Here is an 18342-nt window from a genome sequence, read left to right on the forward strand (position 1 = left end):
CCATACAGAGGCCGCAGCCCATGTCCACGCACCCGCCGCAAGCACCATCGACTCTCACGCCCGAATCGCAGCGCCCCAAGCGGGTGCTGATCGTCTACGCCCATCCCGAACCGGCCTCGTTGAGCGGATCGCTCAAGGACACGATGCGAGAGCATCTGCTCGCGAACGGGCACGAGGTGCAGGTCACCGACCTGTATGCGCAAGGCTGGAAGGCGACCGTCGACGCCGGCGATTTTCCCGGACACGACCCGCGCGAACGCCTCGTCGTAGCGCTCAGTTCCAAGCGCGCGTTCGCATCGAATGCGTTGACCGAGGACGTGCTGCGCGAGCAGGAGAAACTGCGCTGGGCCGATGCGCTGATCCTGCAGTTTCCGCTGTGGTGGTTCGCCATGCCGGCGATCCTCAAGGGCTGGATCGACCGCGTCTATGCCTATGGTTTCGCCTACGGCGTCGGCGAGCATTCCGACACGCGCTGGGGCGACCGTTACGGCGAAGGCCAGTTCGCCGGCAAGCGCGCGATGCTGTCGGTCACCGCCGGGGGTTGGGCCGATCACTACGGCCCGCGCGGCATCAACGGCGACATCGACGACCTGCTGTTTCCGATCAACCACGGCGTGCTGTATTACCCGGGCTTCGACGTGCTGCCGCCGTTCGTGGTCTACCGCAGCGACAGCCTCGATGCCGAACGATTCGCCGTCGCCCAGGCGCAGCTGCGCGAGCGCATGGATGGCCTGTGGACCCAAGCGCCGATTCCGTATCGCAAGCAGAACGCCGGCGACTACGAAGTGCCCGCGATGACCTTGAAACCCGGGCTGGAACCGGTGGGTACCCGCGGCTTCGCGCTGCACCTCGATCGCCGCCGCGCCGCAGTCTGAGCCGCGGGGCGCATCCGGACAGGCCGGCGCCGGGGCCTGTTCGCGCCGATCGGGCCTTGCGCCGAGCCGCGGACGTTTCGGCCGGCCGTATTGGCCACGACGGCCGCGACCGCCGCCGGGCTTTGTCATGCCGGCGGCATACCGGAATGCCAGGATCGTCCTGCGCGTGCGGCCGGCCGGGTTTTGTGACCGCGGTCCGCCCCGGCTGCGGGCTCCGGCGGTTCTTGCTAGGCTGGGCCCGCCACGGTACGACACCGTATGTCGCTAGACGCTACGGTAGGGGATACGTTCCGCGCGCGTCGTTCGACGTCCCGCCACGCCGCGGGCCTTGGGGTAAGCAGTGCTCAGGAGGAGTGCAAGATGGCAGTAGTCGATATTCACGAGGTGTTCGCCGATCCGGCCGTGGTCGAACTGGCCGAGGCGGTCGCCGCCGGCGACAGCGCCGACATCCGGCGCTTGGCCGCGGGCGTGGACCTGCGCTCGCACGGCGACAAGAACGTCACCCTGCTCGAATGGGCGGTGCTCAACCAAAGTCTCGACGGCCTGAAGGCGTTGCTCGAAGCCGGCGCCGATCCGGCCGAACCCGGCATCGACGGCGGCACCGTCGTGCACATGGCCGCGATGGCCAACGATCCGGCTTATCTGGAAGTACTGCTCGCGCACGGCGCGGCGCCGGACACGCCGCATGGCGAAAACGGCTCGGCTCCGCTCAGCGCGGCCTTGATGGGCGAACGCTCGGCGCAGTTCCGTCTTCTGCTCGAAGCCGGCGCCGACCCAAACCACGCCGACCGCCTGGGCAATACCGCCCTGCACGTCGCCGGCAAGATCAACCAGCCCAATCGCGCGCTGGAATTGCTCCAGGCCGGCGCCGACGCCGACGCGCGCAATCGCCAGAACGTGACCTTCCAGCGCTATCTCTTCATGACCCCGCCGGGCTTGTTGAACGCGCAGACCCGCCAGGATCGCGAAGCGCTGGTGGCTTGGTTGCGCGAGCATGGCGTCGCGGTCGAAAGCGGCGGCTGAGCGTTGCCGCAGTGCGAGCGCGCCGGCCGGGGAGTGATCGCCGCCGCGCCGCAATCGGAACTTAGGGATTTCAAGGATTCCAGGGATTTCAGGGAGATCGAATCATGAGCGAGCAGTCCACGCGTCCCGCCAGCGGCGGTGAACCGTCGTTTGCCGAGCAAGTCCGAGGCCAGGCCGCCAAGCCGATCGACAAGACCTTGGCGCGGTTGATGGCCGACCTGTACGACGAAGGTCCCGGCACCGACGGCTTCAGGCCGTTGAACGCCGAACAGCTGCGCGACGCCGGCATCGACCCGTCGACGCTGAAGAACGACGACAGCGGCTTCCTGGCGCGCATCTACGGCGACGACGAGGGGCATTACGTCATCGCCTATTCCGGCACCGACGAGGGCAAAGACTGGCTGACCAATCTGCGCCAGGGCGTGGGGCTCGAAGACGCTCAGTACAACCAGGCCATCGCGCTGGCGCGCGAAGCGCGCGTCGCGTTCGGCGACCAGGTCGTCATCACCGGCCATTCGCTCGGCGGCGGTCTCGCCGGCGCGGCGTCGATCAGCAGCGGTATCCCGGCGGTGACCTTCAACTCCTCCGGCGTGCACGACAAGACCCTCGAACGCATCGGCATCGATGCCGACCGCGCCAAGGACGAGGTCGCCAGCACTGGCCAGGTCCGCCGCTACGCGGTCGAGAACGAAATCCTGACCGATCTGCAGGAGCACAGCATTCCCTTGAAGTGGGCGATGCCGGACGCGGTCGGCCACAAGATCGAACTGCCCGATCCCGACCCGCAATCGTTCTGGCGGCGGATGATCCCGGGCAACGGCATCAAGCACGGCATCGACGTGCATTACATCGATGCGGTGATCAAGGCGCAGGAGATGGCCTCGCCGAGCCTGTATCCGCAGGGCACCGCTGCGGTTACGCCGCTGCGTTCGGGGCGCGATGCCCAGCCGGCCACGTCGCCGGCGCATCCGGAGCACCCGAACCACGCCTTGTACGGCCAGGCCTTGCGCGGGCTGCAGGGCCTCGACAGCCGCACCCTGGATTTCCAGGGCGAGCAGGGGTATCGCAACGCCGCGACCCATGCCGCATCGGATGCGCGCGCGCACGGCATGGACCGGATCGATCACGTGGTGGCGAGCAACAACGGCACAGGCTTCTTCGTGGTCCAGGGCGGGCTCGACGACCCGAGCAACCGCCGCGTATTCCTCGACCAATCGCGCGCCTTGTCGCAGCCGGCCGAACAGCCTGTCGTGGCCCAGGTCGCGCAGACCGAAGCGCCCGTGCAGACCGAGGCGCGCCGCGCCGTGATGAGCTGAGCTCAGTCCTGATCGGTTTTCGGCGAACGGCGGCCTCGGGCCGCCTGTCGTCTGTCTGCGGTAGGTGTTTCTTGGGGTCTTCGGGTACCGGCCAGTTCGGGACCGCGTGGCTCTTGCGGCGCCTGTGGCCGCAGGTTCCGTGAAGGAGCAGCGTAAGCCGCGACCAAGGGACGGGTAGAGATAACGAGCCGTCATCATTCGCCGAAGCGGTGTGCTCTCGCCAGGGTAGGACCGGCGCAAGCCGCGACCGCATTTGACCGGTAAAGCAGCAAGTCAAAATCAAGGCAACGGCAACGTTTGACGGATTGGGGGGGCTCTTGGGTAGGAGCGGCGCAAGCCGCGACCACGCAATCCCGATCGTCCGCGCCGGCAGCCGCAGATTCGCGGTCGCGGCTTGCGCCGCTCCTACCCCGCGAAAGCAGGCTGCGTCGATGGGCGACGTCGGCCTTGCTGATACTGCGCGTCCGCGGTCGCGGCTCACGCCGCTCCTACAGGGGATGGCGACGTCGCAATCCGATCTCTTTTGATTTTGATTTTGGCTGTGGCCGTGCGCCGCTTCGCACTAGCGAAGGCCATCGAAGACCCGGAGGGCGGCGCGCAGGGATGCGCGCCGTTTTTCATCGGGACAGGGAGGTCCCGTATGAAAAATCCCCGCGGATGCGTCGAACGCGCGGGTCTGTGGCCCAAAGAGAAGCAACTTCTTTGGTTACCTTTCTTTTGTTGCTTTAGACAAAAGAAAGTAACCCGCCGCTTTAGTGGCGGAAGCTTTGGTTTGATCTTGATCTTGATCCGGATCTTTTTTGCAGCGTGCGCCGCAAGACCGCCACATCGATGTCGCGGCTTGCGCCGCTCCTACCCTGACGGGCTGCGGCGGGCATCGGCGCGAGATCGAGAGGTCGCGGTCGCGACTTACCTCGCTCCTACAGGAGAGGGCGCGCGGCGCGACCGAAACGGCGTAGGCCGTCAGTCGATCCGATACACCCGCGCCTTCGGCATATCCTCGTCGACCTGCAGAAACCACCGGCCGGCGACGCCGGGGACGACCAGAATCTCGGGCGCGAACAGCGGCTTGCGCAGCTTCATGCTGCCCTTGAGCACTTTCCATTGCTGGCCGTTGTCGAGCTCGAACACGGTGCCGGGCTCCCAACCCGCCACTTCGCCCTTGAGGCGGCTCTTGATCGGCTGGTCGTCCAGGCCGATGTACTGCACGGCGCTGCGCTTGCCGGTGTCCGAAGCCTCCGAGGCCGTGGGCGCGGCGGAGGCCGCGGCGACGGCCGGAGCGGGGTCCCGCTCGGCGGCTTCGCGCAGCATCCGGTTGAGCAGTTGCAACTGCGCGGGCGACAGGCCGACCTCGCTGATCTGCTGCGCGCTGAGGCGTTGCTCGATGTCGATATAGCCCGACTGCGCCAGGACGCTCGACGGGGCGAGCAGCAGGGCCATGGTCAGGCACAGGCCGCGGATCAAGGGTCTCGCCATCGTTCTGGTCTCGGTCGTTGCGGGCCGTCGATCGGCCGCTTCAATGCCCGGGCCCGCTTTCGCGAAACCGGACCTGCGGCAGTGTGTGGCAGTCGTGTTGCAGAATTAAGACGATCCGCGTCAGGCCGCCCGCGACTGCAGACCTAGCTGCGTCGCGCTTACGGCGTCGCGTCGGCCGGCACCGGCGCGGGACTCGGCACCGACCAGGCGCGCACCTCGACGCTGAAGCCGTAGCGCCTGCCAGGATGAGACTCGGCCACGCGGGCCGCTTCGTCCAGGTCGCGCGCTTCCAGGAACAGCAGTGCAGTGATCGGCAGCGGCGCGGCGAGGACGGCTTCGCATTGCGGCCCGGCATGGCGGCTTTCGGGGGCGAGGATGCGCGGGGCGAGTCGGTGCCCGGCTTCGTCGTGCCGGCGCGCCCAGGCGCCGATATCCCGGCCGAGGCTGGCTTGTTCGGCTTCGGACAAAGGCCCGCGCTCCCGACGGAACAGGACGACGAAATGATTCATGGCGGTCATGGAGGAGTCGCTGGAGGGTGGGGTGGTCGCCGATGCCGACAGGGCGAGCGCGAGCCACAGCGCGGCGAGCGCCAGTGCGGTGCGTGTGGGCGATGCGGGCAGTGCGTGCGATGCCATGCGCGCATCCTGCCGCAAGGCCGCTGCGCCGGCTTGTAAAAAATCGGCGCTCAGGCCGCTGGGCGCGCGGCGAAGAACGCGGCCGGCGCGCTGCCGGTCGCGCGGCGAAAATCGTGGTTGAAATGGGCCTGGTCGTAATATCCGGACGCCAGCGCCACTTCGGTCAGGTCCAGGCCGCTCGCCTGCAGACGCAGCGCATGCCGCAACCTCAGCAGCGAGGCGAACTTCTTCGGCGTTACCCCGATCACTCGGCGGAAACGCCGCTCGAGCGCGCTCTGGCTCAGGCCGATATGCCGCACGAGGGCATCGATGCGGCGTGCGCCAGGATCGTGTTCGAGCCAGTCCACTGCAGCCGTCACCACGCCGTCGGGTGCGCTGTAGCGCAAGCGGGCCAACAAAAAGCTTTCCAACTGTGCGACGCGCTGCCGGTGATCGGGCGCACCGGCGAGCCGCTGCTGCAGGCGTTCGAGTTCGTCGGCGCGATCCAGCACTTCGCTCAGGTCGGTCGTGGCCCCGCTGAACTCCTCCTGCGAGGGCCGCAGAAACGCGGCCGCGCCGACCGGGGTGAAGGCGGCGAGCAGCACCGAATGCCCGGCGCGATGCTCGTGCGCGCGCAAGGTGTCGCGAAAACCGGTGAACGCCGCTTGCGGCACCCAGCGCTCTGCGTCGATACGGCAACGACCGCGAAAGCTGAACGCGGCGACGCTGCCGGTGTCCGGCAGATGCGTATCGGCGTGGTCGACGGCGAATTCCACCACCATGAAACGACCGACGAATGGCCGCAGAGCCGGGCACGGCGCTTGCTGGAACCAGTGCATGGGGCGGTGCGGGGTACGGGTCATGCGTTGTGCCGTCGGCAATCCCAGCCGGCGGCGCGTCCGCGGCTTCGGTACCGCCATGCTACTGCAGGGGGCACGTTACTGCAGGGGCCCGCTACTGCAGCGGGCGAACGCCGACAACGGCCCTGCAACGGATCCCCGGGTTCAGTCGGACGCCGGACCGGCGATGCGGGTATCGGTGGCGATCCAGTTCAGTTCCCAGCTCTTGCCGTCGTCGGCGGAGAAGGCCTGCTCGAAGCGGCAGACATCGCGCGTCGCGCACTCGATGACGAAGCGGACCCGGATCGGCCGCCCGTCGAAGCTGTCGTGCCCGAAAAATTCGCCGCGTCCGTTCTTGAACGCGCCGGCGATCGGCGCGGTCAGCGTGCCCGAGCGCAGGTTGGCGTAGTTGATGCTCCACTGCCGCGTCTGCGGCTCGTACAGACGCAAGGAGAGGCCCTGGATGCGCCCCGAGGGGCCGGCGATGTCGAGTTCGGCGAGATTGGCGCGGCCGTCGAACACAGGGCGCACCACGGTTGTGCCTTCGAGCTCGGTCCAGTCGTCGCTGCCGCTGAGCGGACGCAGGCGTCTCGATACGTGGCTTTTCCAGGCGCCGATCTCCCAGTCGAAGTCGTGCTGTCCGTCCGGCGCCGCAGCGCCGGCAACCGGATTCGCCGCCGCGGGCTCGGCGGCGCTGACACCGTACATGGACAGGACGCCGAAGCTGGTGGCCAACAGGGCGATGCGAAAGAAGGCGGCGGTCATGGTGGGCTCGGCGGCGGGACGGCTCGGACTGCGAGCGATGACCGCACAATGCGATGGCCCCGGCGGGCCAGCAAGAGCCATTCTGGCGCCCGGCGCGAGGCCACCGCGCGCGCCGTTGCCGCCGGCCGGCCTGACCGGCGCGGGCGCGCCTGTCATACGTTCGGCGCTAAGGTCGGCGCGCCCGCGACCGTCCAGGCGCCTCGAGCGCGCCGCGTCCGCCCGGAGGAATCCCGCCGCTTGGCCACTCTGTCCGCCGTACTGTATTTCCTGAGCCAGCATCCGTACTGGTCGTTCCCGCTGATCCTCGGCCTGTGCAACCTTCCGGCGGTGGCCTTGTACAAATGGACCGGCAGCGACCGCTGGCTGTGGTGGTGCTTCGTCGGCTGGCTGGCGGCGTTCGCCAATATTTTCGTCGGCCGCCTGGCCAACACGAGTTTTCTCGAAGCCTACGGCAGCGAGGGCTCCGCGGTGATCGTGGGCAGCGCGCCGGCCCATGCCAGTTTCAACGAGCAGCCGATCTTGAACTACACCGCGGTGTTGAAGACCGCCGACGGCCGCGACCTCAAGATCGGCTTCGACACCCTGACCGCGAGCCTGTATCCGCTCGGCGAGAGCTTCGCCGTGCCTCCGCAAGGCGAGCGCTTCGTCGTGCGTTATGTCCCGGGTTTCGAACGCAACATCGCGATCGTGGCCGAGCGTTCCGCGTTCGGAAAACGCCAGCGTCTGGCCGAAGCCCGGGCCGCGCTCGACCAAGCCGCCGCGCAATGGGCGCTGAGCCCGCGCAACCCGCAATTCGTCGGCGAATACCGCGAGGCCTTGCGCCGCTTTCTGCACAGCTATCGCGGCGATATCGACCCGGCTCTGGCCGAAACCCTGGAGCGCCGGCGCGCCGCGCTCGACGCCGCGACCCGCTGAGATACCGCCGCCCGCGGCGATGGCCCAGGCGCCGGCGGCAAAATGGCGCTTCCGGTGCGGACGGGGCGCGCGCGACGCTGGACAGGCCTTCCGTCCACGAGCAGGTTCGCATGCACAGACCGACTTCGACCTCGCGCCGGCGCCTCCTCATCGATGCCATCGCCGGCGCCACCGCGCTGGGCCTGGCGCCGAGCGCGACCGCCGGCGATGCGCCGCCCTCCGCGAATGCCGTGCCCACTACGAGCGGCATGAGCGATCGCGGCATCGTCATTCCCTCCGGCGACATTCACGATTTCGATTTCTTCGTCGGCCGTTGGCGCTTCGCCAACCGGCGGCTGAAACAGCGTTGGGTCGGCAGCGACGAATGGGACGAGTTTCCGGCCACGCTTCACTGCGAAAGCCGGCTCGGCGGGGTGGTGAACATCGACGACGGCGTGTTCCCGACCAAGGGTTGGTCCGGCATGACCGTGCGCGTGTTCAATCTCGCCGAACGGCGCTGGTACCTGTACTGGATCAACAGCAGCAGCGGCCGTTTGTTCCCGCCGGTGGTCGGCGGTTTCATCGGCGACGACGGCGAATTCTTCGGCGACGACAGCGATGAGGGGCGCCCGGTCAAGGTCCGCTTCCGCTGGAAGCGCCTGGGCCCGGATGCCGCGCATTGGGAGCAGGCGTTCTCGCAGGACGGCGGCCGCCAGTGGGAAACCAACTGGACGATGGAGCACACGCGCATCAAGGGCTAGTATTCGCGGCATGGCCAAGCATGCCGGTTCGGTGTTCTCCGTCGACGTCACCGGTCTCGAAACGGGACAGGGCCAGCCCGCGTACGCGCGGATCTGCGAGCGCATCCGCAGCGCCATCGTCAGCGGCGCGCTGGCGCCGAATGCGCGCCTGCCGTCGAGCCGCGTGCTCGCCCACGACCTCGGGGTCGCCCGCAACACCGTCGACTGGGCCTTGGGGCAGTTGGTCGCGGACGGCTATATCGTGCGCCGTCGCGGCGCCGGCAGTTTCGTCGCCCCAAGCCTGCCCGAACGCGATACCCGCCCGCTTGCGCCCAAGCGCACCGCGCTGGCCGCGGCCGGCGAGGGCGAGCGTCGATTGTCTAGCCGGGCGAATGCATTGCGGAGTTACCCCGGCCATTACCAGCCGGCGTCGGCGATTGCGTTCACGCCGTCCTTGCCCCCGATCGACCTGTTTCCGCGCGCGGTGTGGAACCGCCTGTTGCAACGCGAAGCGAGCCGGGCCGGCACCGCCTACTGGGCGTACGGCGCCAGCAACGGCTTGCCGGCCCTGCGCGAAGCCATCGCCGCGCATGCCTCGGCGATGCGCGCGACGCGTTGTTCGCCCGAACAGGTGATCGTGGTCACCAGCACCCAGCAGGCGGTGGAACTCGCCGGAAAAGTGCTGGCCGATCCGGGCGACCGCGCCTGGGTGGAGACGCCGGGCTACCAGCCGGTGCAGCACTGCCTGCGTGCGGCCGGCCTGCAAGTGGTGCCGGTGCCGGTCGACGCGCAGGGCCTCGACGTCGCCGAGGGCCGCAGGTCGGCGCCGGATGCGCGCCTGGCCTATGTCACGCCTGCGCATCAATACCCGATGGGTTGCGAGATGTCGATGGAGCGACGCCAGGCCTTGCTCGATTGGACCCGGCAACACGACGCCTACGTCGTCGAGGACGATTACGACGGCGACTACCGCTATGAAGGGCGGCCGATCGCCTCGCTGCAGGGCATGGACGAGGGCGAGCGCGTCATCTACGTCGGCAGCTTCAACAAGATCCTGTTTCCGGCGCTGCGCATCGCCTACGCCATCGTGCCGGAACCCTTGGTGGCGCCCTTCGTCGACGCCAAACACGTCGCCGACGGCCACACCGCCTTGTTGCTTCAGGGGGTCCTGGCGGCGTTCATCCACGAGGGCCATCTGGCCCGCCACCTGCGCAAGACCCGCGCGATCTACGACGAGCGCCGCCTGGATTTCCTCGAACAGGCCCGTGCATTGGCCGAGGTACTCGATTTCGGCCCGGCCACCGCCGGCATGCACGTCGCCGCCGTGTTCAAGCCGGGCCTGACGATCGACGATCGCGCGGTCGCGGCCGAATGCGCGCGCGCCGGCGTGGTCGTGCATCCCCTGTCGAAGTACGGTGCGAGCGACCGCGGCGGCCTGGTGTTCGGGTTTGCCGGCGCCTCGCGCGCGGCGACCCGCTCCGGCCTGGAGATCGTACGCAAAGCCATTGCCGGCCTTGCCGTCAGGGATGCTGGTTTGCGCACTTGATCGCCGTGCCGGCCGACCGCAACAGGCGCGCGCGACGGCCTCGCGGAAAGTCCCATCCGGCAGGCCCGCGATGGGGGATCGTACCGCCTCGTTCGTGGTCATCGCCGATCACGAATGCGAACCCGAACCGGTCACGATTGGCACCTGCATGCACCCGATTCGTGGCTCGCGCGCTTGATCGTGCGCGCCGGCTTCGCTGAAGTCGAGCCTCCCCAATGGAGTGGAGCGTATCGATGAAGAAGTTGGCCGCAGGTTTCGTGCATATGCTGGCCTTGTGCCTGCTGTTGGCGGTGTCGCAATCGGCAGCGGCCCAGTCCGCGTACAAGCAGATCCCCGAGGGTACGACCCTGTGGATCGGGGAGTCGATCTATTCCAACAACCTGAAGTACCGGCTGACCATGCAGCGCGACGGCAATCTGGTGTTCTACCGCGTCGCCGATTCGCGCCCCTTGTGGAACAGCCAGACCTCCGGCAGCGGCGGCTACAAGACCGTCTTCGAGCCCTTCGCCGTATTCAATGTCCTGCGCATCTCCGACGACGCGATCCTGTGGACCAGCCGCGGCGGCTATATCGGCACATCGTATCCGGGCATGGCCTGGTACATCACCGATCAGGGCGACTTCATGGCGCTATACCACGGCAGCATGATCATCAGCTGGCTCGCGAACGACCCGGATAATTGATCGGCCGCTCTGACCAGCCCGCTCTGGCCGGTCGATCGCAGAAGTAGACGAAGAAAGGCCCCGCATCGGCGGGGCCTTTCGCTGTCGAGCGCCGAGCGACGCGGCTTACTCGATGGTCATGTCGATCCGGGCGCGGTCGGTGTTGGCGATGCTGCCGTCGGCGCCGTCGGAAACGAAGAACAGGTCCATCGTCAACCGATGCGGGTCGGAATCGAGGATGCGGCCCAGGGTCATGCCGAACTGGAACGGGTCCTTGTACTCGCCGAGTCGCTCGGCGCTGTTGCCGGGCAGGGTGCCCTCGGCGCGCGCGGTGGCGTCGGTCTGCTTCATCAAGGCTTGCATCTGCGCTTCGGTGAAGGTCACCTTGGCCTCCTTGCCGACCTGCACCGGGCCGTTGCCCTTGATGTCGCCGGTCAGCATGTAGTTCCAGGTTTTGGCGTCGGCGTCGGTAGGCACCTTGAGGTTGTATTCGTAGGTGCGCTCGGAGGTGATTTCGTTGCCCTGGGCGTCGTAATGGCACACCACCTGCAACGGCGGGTTGCCGTTGCCGGCCATCGGCGGGGTGATGGTGTAGCTGTAGGAGCCGTCGGGGTAGCTGGTCTTGACGTAGCCGTAGGTGGTTTGCGGGCCGCCGAACGAGGCGTAGGCGCGCGCCATGGTGTCGCCCTGCTCGAAGGCGGCTTCGCCATTCAAGCGCAGCTGGTTGGAGAAGTTGTAACGCTCCAGCGTGGCGACGTTGCCGACGCCGTCGTTCTGGGCGGCGACTTCGCCGGTGGCGGTGAAATGGGCATAGGCGGCCTGGCCGTCGGGCTTGGACAGGTCGAATTCGGCCGTGCGCAACACCGAATGGCCCTTGTTGGCCTGAATGCCGGGGCCGAGGTCGAAGCTGAGCGGGCCGACATTGATCGAGGGCAGCACGCTGCTCTTCTGTTCGATCGCCTGCAGCGCACCGATGTCGACGCGCACGCCGGTCTCGCTGGTGCGGGTGACGCTGTAGGCCGAACCGGTGGCGACCTTGTTCTCGCCGTCGACGGTTATGCCCAGGCGCGGGCCTTTCGGGAAGGCGTCGTCGAACAGTTTCTGGAACGCGCCCGCGAACTGGGTCTGGGTGAAGTTCTGCGAATCCAGCGTCACCGTGGCGCCGACCGGGATCGTGGTCGGGTCGAAGGGATTGATCTTCGCGGCGGTCTGCGGGTTCTGATTCTCGCCCGGCAGCACGACCTTGTAGCGCAGGCGATGACCGGCGCCCGCGCTGCCCTCTACGTCGGCGTTCGTGTTGCCGCCGCCGGCTGCGCCGGACACCGAAAACACCGCGGTGACCTCGAATTCGGTCTTGCCGTCCTTGTTCTGCTGCTTGACCTCGATCTCCGAGTCCTGGCGCATCTCGATGCCGCCGGGGGCGGGCACGGTGCTGCCCTGGGTCAGCTTGACGCTGCCGTTGCCGGGGCTCCAGGAAATGCCGCCGCGCTGGCTGCCGTCGCTGACCTCCACGCCGTACTCGCTGGACGCGGTCGGATGGGTCGGGTCGAAATCGGTGACGATGGTTTCCTCGGTGACGCTCATCGTCGCCGCGGGGATCTTGAGCTCGTCGCCGTGGAAGATCGGGTCGCTCTTGCCGGTCATGCTGGCCTCCATCCGCCGTTCCTTGTCCTGGAACAGCTCCGGATTGGCCTGGCGCAGCGCCTGTGGGGTGATGCCGTAGAGCGCGGCGATCTCGATCACGCTCTGGTCGTTGACGACGGTGTGAGTCTGGGGATGGTTCTGCGGTTGGGGCAGGGTGGGCGAGGGGCCCTGGGTGGCGTAGACACCGGTCATGAATGGCTTGGACGCAACTGTGAGGATGGTCGCGACTTTACCGTCGCGCCGGCCCGGGGGCGACTAGGGACGACCCCAGTTTGGGACGAAATTTGTGCACGAGTGGACCAATTCGCGGTTTGAGGGGATGGATGGCCCGTCAAGGCCTGCCTGGGCGTTGATGTTGACGCCGTTCCCGACTCGCCGTTGGCTTCCTTGGTTTTGCAGTTGCAGTGACGATAGGCTCTGGCGTGGTCGCGCACCCAGATCGCCGGGTTTGAATTCGGGTCGACATAGAAGCCGCTGCGTCTCTTGGTCGCGGCTTACGTCGCTCCTACAGGGATGGATTTTCGGCATTGCGTTGGCGAGGGTCTCGCCTTTGTAGGAGCGACGTCAGTCGCGACCGCGGGACGCGCAGGGTGTCGTGGCCGATATTGTCCAACGAAGCGGCGGGCTTTCGCCGGGGTAGGAGCGGCGCAAGCCGCGACATCGCTGCGACGTTCTTGCGGCGTATGGATCGAGAAAGATCAAGATCCGGATCAAGATCAAGCCCAAAGCCTCCGCCACTGAAGCGGCGGGTTACTTTCTTTCGTCTAAAGCAACAAAAGAAAAGCGACCAAAGAAGTTGCTTTGTTTTGAATCAAGGGCCCGCACGATCGGTGCCGACGCAGTGATCTACATACGGGACCTCCCTGTCCCGATGAAAAACGGCCCGCATCCCTGCAGGCCGCCGTCCGGGTCTACTATGGCCTTCGCCAATGCGAACCCGCGCACAGCAACAGCAACAACACAAGCACAAAGTCGCAACCGCAACCGCTTCGACGACAGCAAGATCAAGATTACGTCCTGCCCGTTACCCTGCCCACCGAGACCGCCATGCTGATTCACGGAGCCTGCCACTGCGGCAATATCGCTTTCGATCTCGACTGGCAGCCGGAGCCAAGCGAGATTCCGGCGCGCGCCTGTACTTGCACGTTCTGCAGCAAGCACGGGGGCGTGTGGACTTCGTGTCCGACGGGTGCGCTGCGGGTGCGGGTCGCCGAGCCCGCACGGGTGTCGCGCTACGACTTCGGTACGCAAACCGCGGATTTCCATGTCTGCACGCGATGCGGGGTGGTGCCGGTGGTGACCAGCCGCATCGACGGGAGGCTGTATGCGGTGGTCAACGTCAACACTTTCGAGGAAGTCGGCGGGGCCTTGCTGCGGCGGTCGCCGTCGACGCTCGACGACGAAACCGAAGCGGTGCGCCTGGCGCGGCGGCAGCGCAACTGGATCGCCGAGGTCGAGTTCGTCGAGGGCGGCGATTGAGCCTGCGCTCGGGGCCGGCTTCGGCGTCATCTTCCCGACGACGACGAGGCCCGGATGACCGGACGGCGTTCGTGTCGCGGGGCTTACCGAGAGTTGACGCGCTTGCAGTCGGCCGTCATCGCCTGATCCTCGGCGCTGACGCACAGCTTGAATCCCGGTTCCAGGCCGATCACTTCCTTGTCGGTGCCGGCGGCCATCGCGAAGCGTTCGAAAGCCCGGCTGGCGCAGGGCTCGGCGTTCGTGTCCGGCGGCTGGCCCGCGCCCGCCGCCGCGAGGCAGTCGTCGTGGAACAGGGCGTAGTGGCATTGCCCGCTCCGGCTGGCCAGGCATTCGAACCTCGCGATGCGGTCGGTGACGCGTACCTCGCTATCGATGATGTCGACGCCGTCGGCGCTGGCGCGGTGGACGATGGTGGTCGCACCGATATCGCAGCCGAGCAAGGCGAACAGGTAGTACAGCAAAGCGGTGAAGTTGCGCATAGGTCACCTGAATAGTGGGTTGCCGCGTTACATCGTGCGGAACAAGGTCATGAAGGGCTGGCTGACGGTCAGGGTTTCCGGGCGGTTGCGCAGGCGCACGCTGCCCTTGCCGCTGTCGTCGCGGACGATCGATGCGATCGCCTTGAGATTGACGATGGTCGAACGGTGGATCTGCTTGAACATGTTCGCGTCGAGCACGTCGAGAAGCTCGCGAATAGGTTTGCGCAACAGGGCTTCGCCCTCTGCGGTCACGACCGTGGTGTATTTGTTGTCGGCGCGGAAGTAGGCGATGTCGTCGACCAGGATCAGGCGGGTTTCGCGGCCGGTGCTCGCGGTGATCCAGGTCAGCGGCGGCGCGCCGCGCCTGGGCGCGTTGCTCGCCAACTGCCGGGCAAGTTCGGACAGCGCATCGGCGCCGGTCCGGGTGGCGGCGCTGCGTCGCTGCAGCCGCTGCACGGTGACGGCGAGACGTTCGGGCGTGACCGGCTTGAGCAGGTAGTCGATCGCGCCCTGTTCGAAGGCATCGATCGCGTACTGGTCGTAGGCGGTGACGAACACGATCTGGGTTCGCGGGCTGACCTCGGCGGCGGCGGTGGCGACATCGATGCCGGTCAGCCCGGGCATGCGGATGTCGAGGAAGGCGATGTCGGGCCGATGCTCGGCCAGGGCTTCGAGCGCCTCGGCGCCGTCTTCGCATTCGGCGACGATCCGCAACTGCGGCCAGGCGCCGCGCAGGGAGTCGATCAGCGCCTGGCGCAGCAGAGCCTCGTCTTCGGCGACCAGGGCGGTGGAAGGGGGAAGCTCATGCATACGAGGATTCCTCACGCGCGATCAGCGGCACGCTGATCGTCGCGGCGACGCCATTGGGGAAGTTGGCGACGACCGCGAGTTGCGCCTCGCCTCCGTACACCAGTTGCAGGCGTTCGCGCACGTTGCGCAGGCCGATGCCGGTACCGGCGTTGGTGGAATTGAAGCCTTCGCCGTCGTCGGCGACGGTGATGGCGACGCGCTGATCGTTGCGGCGCGCGAGGATCCACACGGTGCCGCCGCCGGGCTTGGGTTCCAGGCCGTGCTTGATGGCGTTCTCGACCAGGGTCTGCAGCATCATCGGCGGCAGCGGAATCGCGCGCAGTTCCTCGGGTACGTCGATTTGCAGCGCCAGCCGCGCGCCCATCCGCAGTTTGAGGATTTCCAGATAGGCGCGGGAGCGGTCGAGTTCGTCGCCGAGGGTGGACTGCCCGTCCTCGGTGCGCGGCAACGAACGGCGCAGGAAATCGATCAGGTGGCCGAGCATGAGGTCGGCGCGCGGCGGGTCGTTGCGGGTCAGGTACTGGGCGCTGGCGAGGGTGTTGTAGAGGAAATGCGGCTCGACCTGGGCATGCAGCAAGCTCAGCTTGGCCACGGCGAGTTCTTTTTCGGTGACCGTGCGGGTGGTGCTGACGCGTTCGGTGCGGCGGCGTTCGGCGATGCGGCGGGTGATCGCGCGCACGATCGCTTCGGCGTTCTCCAGATTGGTGCCGCCGTCGACCCGGAACCAGTCGCTCCAGGCTCCGGTCTCGGGTTCGCAGATCAGGGTGATGCTGCCGCTGTCTTCGCCCGGCGTGACCGTGGCCAGGATCTGGTTGCGGGTCCAGCGGCCGTGGTTGCGCACCACGCCATGGCGGTCGGTGCGGCTGCGGCCGTAGAGGTTGGGGCGCTGCACCTTGGCGCTGACCTGCAGGCTGTCGCGCGCGCTTTCGATGTCCTCGACCCGCGGGAGCTCGCGGATCGCGGCATCGAGCAGGTCGAACACCTCGCCCGCCTCGAACGGCACCTCGATCTGGCGGCGGTGGCGGTTGGCGAGGGTGTCGCGGCCGACCTGTCCGGCGATCAGGCGCACCCGGCGCAGGTGCGAGAAGGCGTTGGTGACGACATAGGCCACGACCAGCGCGCCGATGATGAATAGCGGCGCCACATCCTGGTGCTCCAGTCCTGGCGTGGCCGAGGACAGCAGCGCGATCAGCAGGAACACGCCGAACCAGGCGACGGCGAGGCGGAGGATGAAAAAGAAGCTCCTGATCACTGCGAGTCCGAAAGGTTCTAGGTTGCGATGCAGCATAGTCGTCCGCCGGCCGGGCGGAAGAGGGGGCGCGACGAAGCCGGGGAAGGCGGCGACGAAACCGGTCGGGAAGGGAACGAAGCGCCGGCGCGCTGATCGGTCCCGGGTCGTCCACGGTCTGCGAGGCGACGAGCCCTCTCCGCCTGCGGGAAGAAGAAGGGAGGGCGGCGTCGCTCGCCTTGTCCTCATCCGGCCTGCGATCACTTTCCGCCGGTGGGATCGCTCGCGGGCGTCGCCTTCCCCCAACCTCTCCCGCAAGCGGAAAAGGGATTGGAGTGATGGCAGGAGCGGGGCGCGGAACCGCGCGACAAAGATCACTCGCGTCCTTAGCTTCTCCGGCGGCCCGATCGATGGACGATGTGCCTCCGCTCTCGCCTCAATGTGACTTGCGGTGAATCGGCGCTCCGGACGAGAAATCTGCTTGGCAAAGCTTCGGTGTTCCGATAGCGTGACGCTCGACAAGGACGGTTGGGGGCCGCCTTCATGTTTTCGATGTCTACCGCGTTGATCGCCGTGCTGGCGATGCATCAGGCGCAGCCGTTGCCGGCCGCCGCCGAAGCGCCGAGTACGCTGTCCGCACCAATTCCAACGCCAACAACACCAGCACCTGCGGCCGCAACGGCACCTGCGGCGACGCTGGTGTCCGAGCCTGCTCCCGCATCCGCATCCGCATCCGCACCGGCATCGGCGCTGCCGTCCGTGGCCAGCGGCGGCCCCGATGCGCGCCGCCTCCTCGCCGGCACCGAGCTGCTGCTCGAAACCCTGCAACCGCTGAGCTCGGCCACATTGAAACGCGGCGACAAGTTCGGGCTGCGACTCGCGCAGGCGTTGAGCGTCGACGGCGCACTCGTACTGCCCGCCGGCACCACCGGCGTCGGCGAAGTGGTCCATGCCGAGCGCTCGCGCAGCGGCGGCAAGCCGGGCGAGTTGTTGCTCGCCGCGCGCTACCTCGATGCCGATGGCCGGCAGATCCCCTTGCGCAGCTTTCGCGTCGGCGCCGCCGGCGTCGACAAGTCGGGCCAGGTGATCGGCTTGTCGATCGCGGTCGGGGTGTTCGCGATGTTCATGCGCGGCGGCGAGATCCAGATCCCTCCCCATACCCAGGCGCAGGCGCGCATCGCACAGGACGTCGACCTCCCGTCTTCTGCGGCGCCTGCCCAAGGCCCGGCACCCGTTGCCGCTACCGAACCACCCGTCACCACCCAAGCTGGGGAAGCTGTCCAATGAAGTCGATGTCGTCGCGTGTGTTGTTGATCGCTCTGTCGCTGCCGGTGTCGGCCTTCGCCGCCGGCGGTTCCCTGGCCTGGAACGGCAAGACGCCTTCCGACCCGGCCAAGCAGGTCCCGAGTGCCGAGGCGAGCGTTTCGGCGGAGGCCAAGAACGACGCCGGTACCGCACCCGCGGTAGAAGCCGGCGCGGCGGCGACCGCAGCTCCGGCAACCGCGACCGCGACGGCCAGCGCGAAGCCGGCTGCCGCCGGCAGCGGCCTGATCGCGGCACCGCCGGCCGGCAAGGGTCAGATCGTGTTCTTCCGCCCGCCCAAGTTCGTCGGCGGTGCGGTGGGCTACAAGGTGCGCGAAGGCGCGGTCGAGCTGGGCAAGCTGCGCAGCGGCAAGTACTTCGTGGTCGCGGTCGAACCGGGCGCGCACGAGTACACCGTGCACTCGGAAGCCAAGGACATCCTCAACATGGAAGTCGAAGCCGGCGAAACCTATTACGTGAAGGGCACGATCACGATCGGCATCCTGGCCGGGCGTCCGAACCTGTCGCCTTCGACGGTCGCCGAATTCGACGAAGTCGCCGGCAAGCTCAAGTTGGCGAAGTAAGCGCAAGGCGCGGCGAACGCATCGCGCCGCCGCAGCCCGGCCTCGATATCAGCCGAAACAAGCCGA

Annotated in this window: 18 protein-coding genes; 10 read left to right on the forward strand and 8 right to left on the reverse strand. The window is 67.4% G+C overall.

Annotation, left to right across the window (positions count from 1 at the left end):
• The first annotated feature begins 20 nt into the window (after positions 1-20).
• From AC6CH2_RS12255 to AC6CH2_RS12265, 3 genes are all read left to right on the forward strand, one after another.
• On the forward strand, positions 21-875 hold the full coding sequence (locus tag AC6CH2_RS12255; RefSeq protein ID WP_498269455.1) for an NAD(P)H-dependent oxidoreductase: 855 nt from the start codon (positions 21-23) through the stop codon (positions 873-875).
• 360 nt (positions 876-1235) lie between these two features.
• Entirely contained in the window at positions 1236-1898 is a 663-nt protein-coding gene (locus AC6CH2_RS12260; protein WP_498269456.1) for an ankyrin repeat domain-containing protein, read from the forward strand.
• A 104-nt stretch (positions 1899-2002) separates the two neighbouring features.
• The gene (locus tag AC6CH2_RS12265; protein WP_498269457.1) at positions 2003-3214 is read left to right on the forward strand and encodes a Tle-like phospholipase domain-containing protein; all 1212 of its coding nucleotides are present in this window, start codon (positions 2003-2005) and stop codon (positions 3212-3214) included.
• A gap of 963 nt (positions 3215-4177) precedes the next feature.
• On the opposite strand, the gene AC6CH2_RS12270 is transcribed toward AC6CH2_RS12265, so the two are convergent.
• The 4 genes from AC6CH2_RS12270 to AC6CH2_RS12285 form a co-directional block, all read right to left on the reverse strand.
• Complete coding sequence (locus tag AC6CH2_RS12270) at positions 4178-4690, reverse strand: hypothetical protein (RefSeq protein ID WP_498269458.1); 513 nt, start codon at positions 4688-4690, stop codon at positions 4178-4180.
• Positions 4691-4848: 158 nt separating this feature from the next.
• Entirely contained in the window at positions 4849-5325 is a 477-nt protein-coding gene (locus AC6CH2_RS12275; protein WP_498269459.1) for a YciI family protein, read from the reverse strand.
• 50 nt (positions 5326-5375) lie between these two features.
• Positions 5376-6167, reverse strand: a complete 792-nt coding sequence (locus AC6CH2_RS12280; RefSeq protein ID WP_498269460.1) for an AraC family transcriptional regulator — start codon at positions 6165-6167, stop codon at positions 5376-5378.
• Positions 6168-6308: 141 nt separating this feature from the next.
• On the reverse strand, positions 6309-6908 hold the full coding sequence (locus tag AC6CH2_RS12285) for a hypothetical protein (protein ID WP_498269461.1): 600 nt from the start codon (positions 6906-6908) through the stop codon (positions 6309-6311).
• Positions 6909-7145: 237 nt separating this feature from the next.
• Here AC6CH2_RS12285 and AC6CH2_RS12290 point away from each other — a divergent pair, with 237 nt between their 5' ends.
• From AC6CH2_RS12290 to AC6CH2_RS12305, 4 genes are all read left to right on the forward strand, one after another.
• Positions 7146-7823 carry a hypothetical protein gene (locus tag AC6CH2_RS12290; protein WP_498269462.1) on the forward strand — a complete coding sequence of 226 codons (678 nt, stop codon included), beginning with the start codon at positions 7146-7148 and terminating at the stop codon, positions 7821-7823.
• Between the two features lie 110 nt (positions 7824-7933).
• Positions 7934-8563, forward strand: coding sequence for a hypothetical protein (locus AC6CH2_RS12295; protein WP_498269463.1), 630 nt, complete (start codon positions 7934-7936; stop codon positions 8561-8563).
• Between the two features lie 10 nt (positions 8564-8573).
• Positions 8574-10088: a MocR-like pyridoxine biosynthesis transcription factor PdxR gene (gene pdxR, locus AC6CH2_RS12300; protein WP_498269464.1), complete on the forward strand. Its 1515-nt coding sequence runs from the start codon at positions 8574-8576 to the stop codon at positions 10086-10088.
• A gap of 233 nt (positions 10089-10321) precedes the next feature.
• Positions 10322-10771, forward strand: coding sequence for a hypothetical protein (locus AC6CH2_RS12305; protein ID WP_498269465.1), 450 nt, complete (start codon positions 10322-10324; stop codon positions 10769-10771).
• A gap of 105 nt (positions 10772-10876) precedes the next feature.
• On the opposite strand, the gene AC6CH2_RS12310 is transcribed toward AC6CH2_RS12305, so the two are convergent.
• The gene (locus AC6CH2_RS12310; protein ID WP_498269466.1) at positions 10877-12586 is read right to left on the reverse strand and encodes a LysM peptidoglycan-binding domain-containing protein; all 1710 of its coding nucleotides are present in this window, start codon (positions 12584-12586) and stop codon (positions 10877-10879) included.
• An 855-nt stretch (positions 12587-13441) separates the two neighbouring features.
• Here AC6CH2_RS12310 and AC6CH2_RS12315 point away from each other — a divergent pair.
• Positions 13442-13873: a GFA family protein gene (locus AC6CH2_RS12315; protein WP_498269467.1), complete on the forward strand. Its 432-nt coding sequence runs from the start codon at positions 13442-13444 to the stop codon at positions 13871-13873.
• Between the two features lie 83 nt (positions 13874-13956).
• Here the strand turns inward: AC6CH2_RS12315 and AC6CH2_RS12320 are convergent, their stop codons facing one another.
• The 3 genes from AC6CH2_RS12320 to AC6CH2_RS12330 are packed head-to-tail and all read right to left on the reverse strand — an operon-like array spanning position 13957 to position 16414.
• Positions 13957-14352, reverse strand: a complete 396-nt coding sequence (locus AC6CH2_RS12320) for a hypothetical protein (protein WP_498269468.1) — start codon at positions 14350-14352, stop codon at positions 13957-13959.
• A 27-nt stretch (positions 14353-14379) separates the two neighbouring features.
• Entirely contained in the window at positions 14380-15162 is a 783-nt protein-coding gene (locus AC6CH2_RS12325; protein ID WP_498269469.1) for a LytR/AlgR family response regulator transcription factor, read from the reverse strand.
• Positions 15155-16414, reverse strand: coding sequence for a histidine kinase (locus tag AC6CH2_RS12330; protein WP_498269470.1), 1260 nt, complete (start codon positions 16412-16414; stop codon positions 15155-15157). The genes AC6CH2_RS12325 and AC6CH2_RS12330 overlap by 8 nt, the downstream gene beginning before the upstream one ends.
• Before the next feature lie 540 nt (positions 16415-16954).
• Between AC6CH2_RS12330 and AC6CH2_RS12335 the strand changes: the two genes are divergently transcribed.
• A complete protein-coding gene (locus AC6CH2_RS12335; RefSeq protein WP_498269471.1) occupies positions 16955-17677 on the forward strand; it encodes a hypothetical protein in 723 nt (240 codons plus the stop codon).
• Positions 17674-18276, forward strand: coding sequence for a DUF2846 domain-containing protein (locus tag AC6CH2_RS12340; RefSeq protein WP_498269472.1), 603 nt, complete (start codon positions 17674-17676; stop codon positions 18274-18276). The genes AC6CH2_RS12335 and AC6CH2_RS12340 overlap by 4 nt, the downstream gene beginning before the upstream one ends.
• The last annotated feature ends 66 nt before the right edge of the window (positions 18277-18342 follow it).

The sequence above is a fragment of the Lysobacter sp. GQ73 genome (assembly GCF_059758755.1).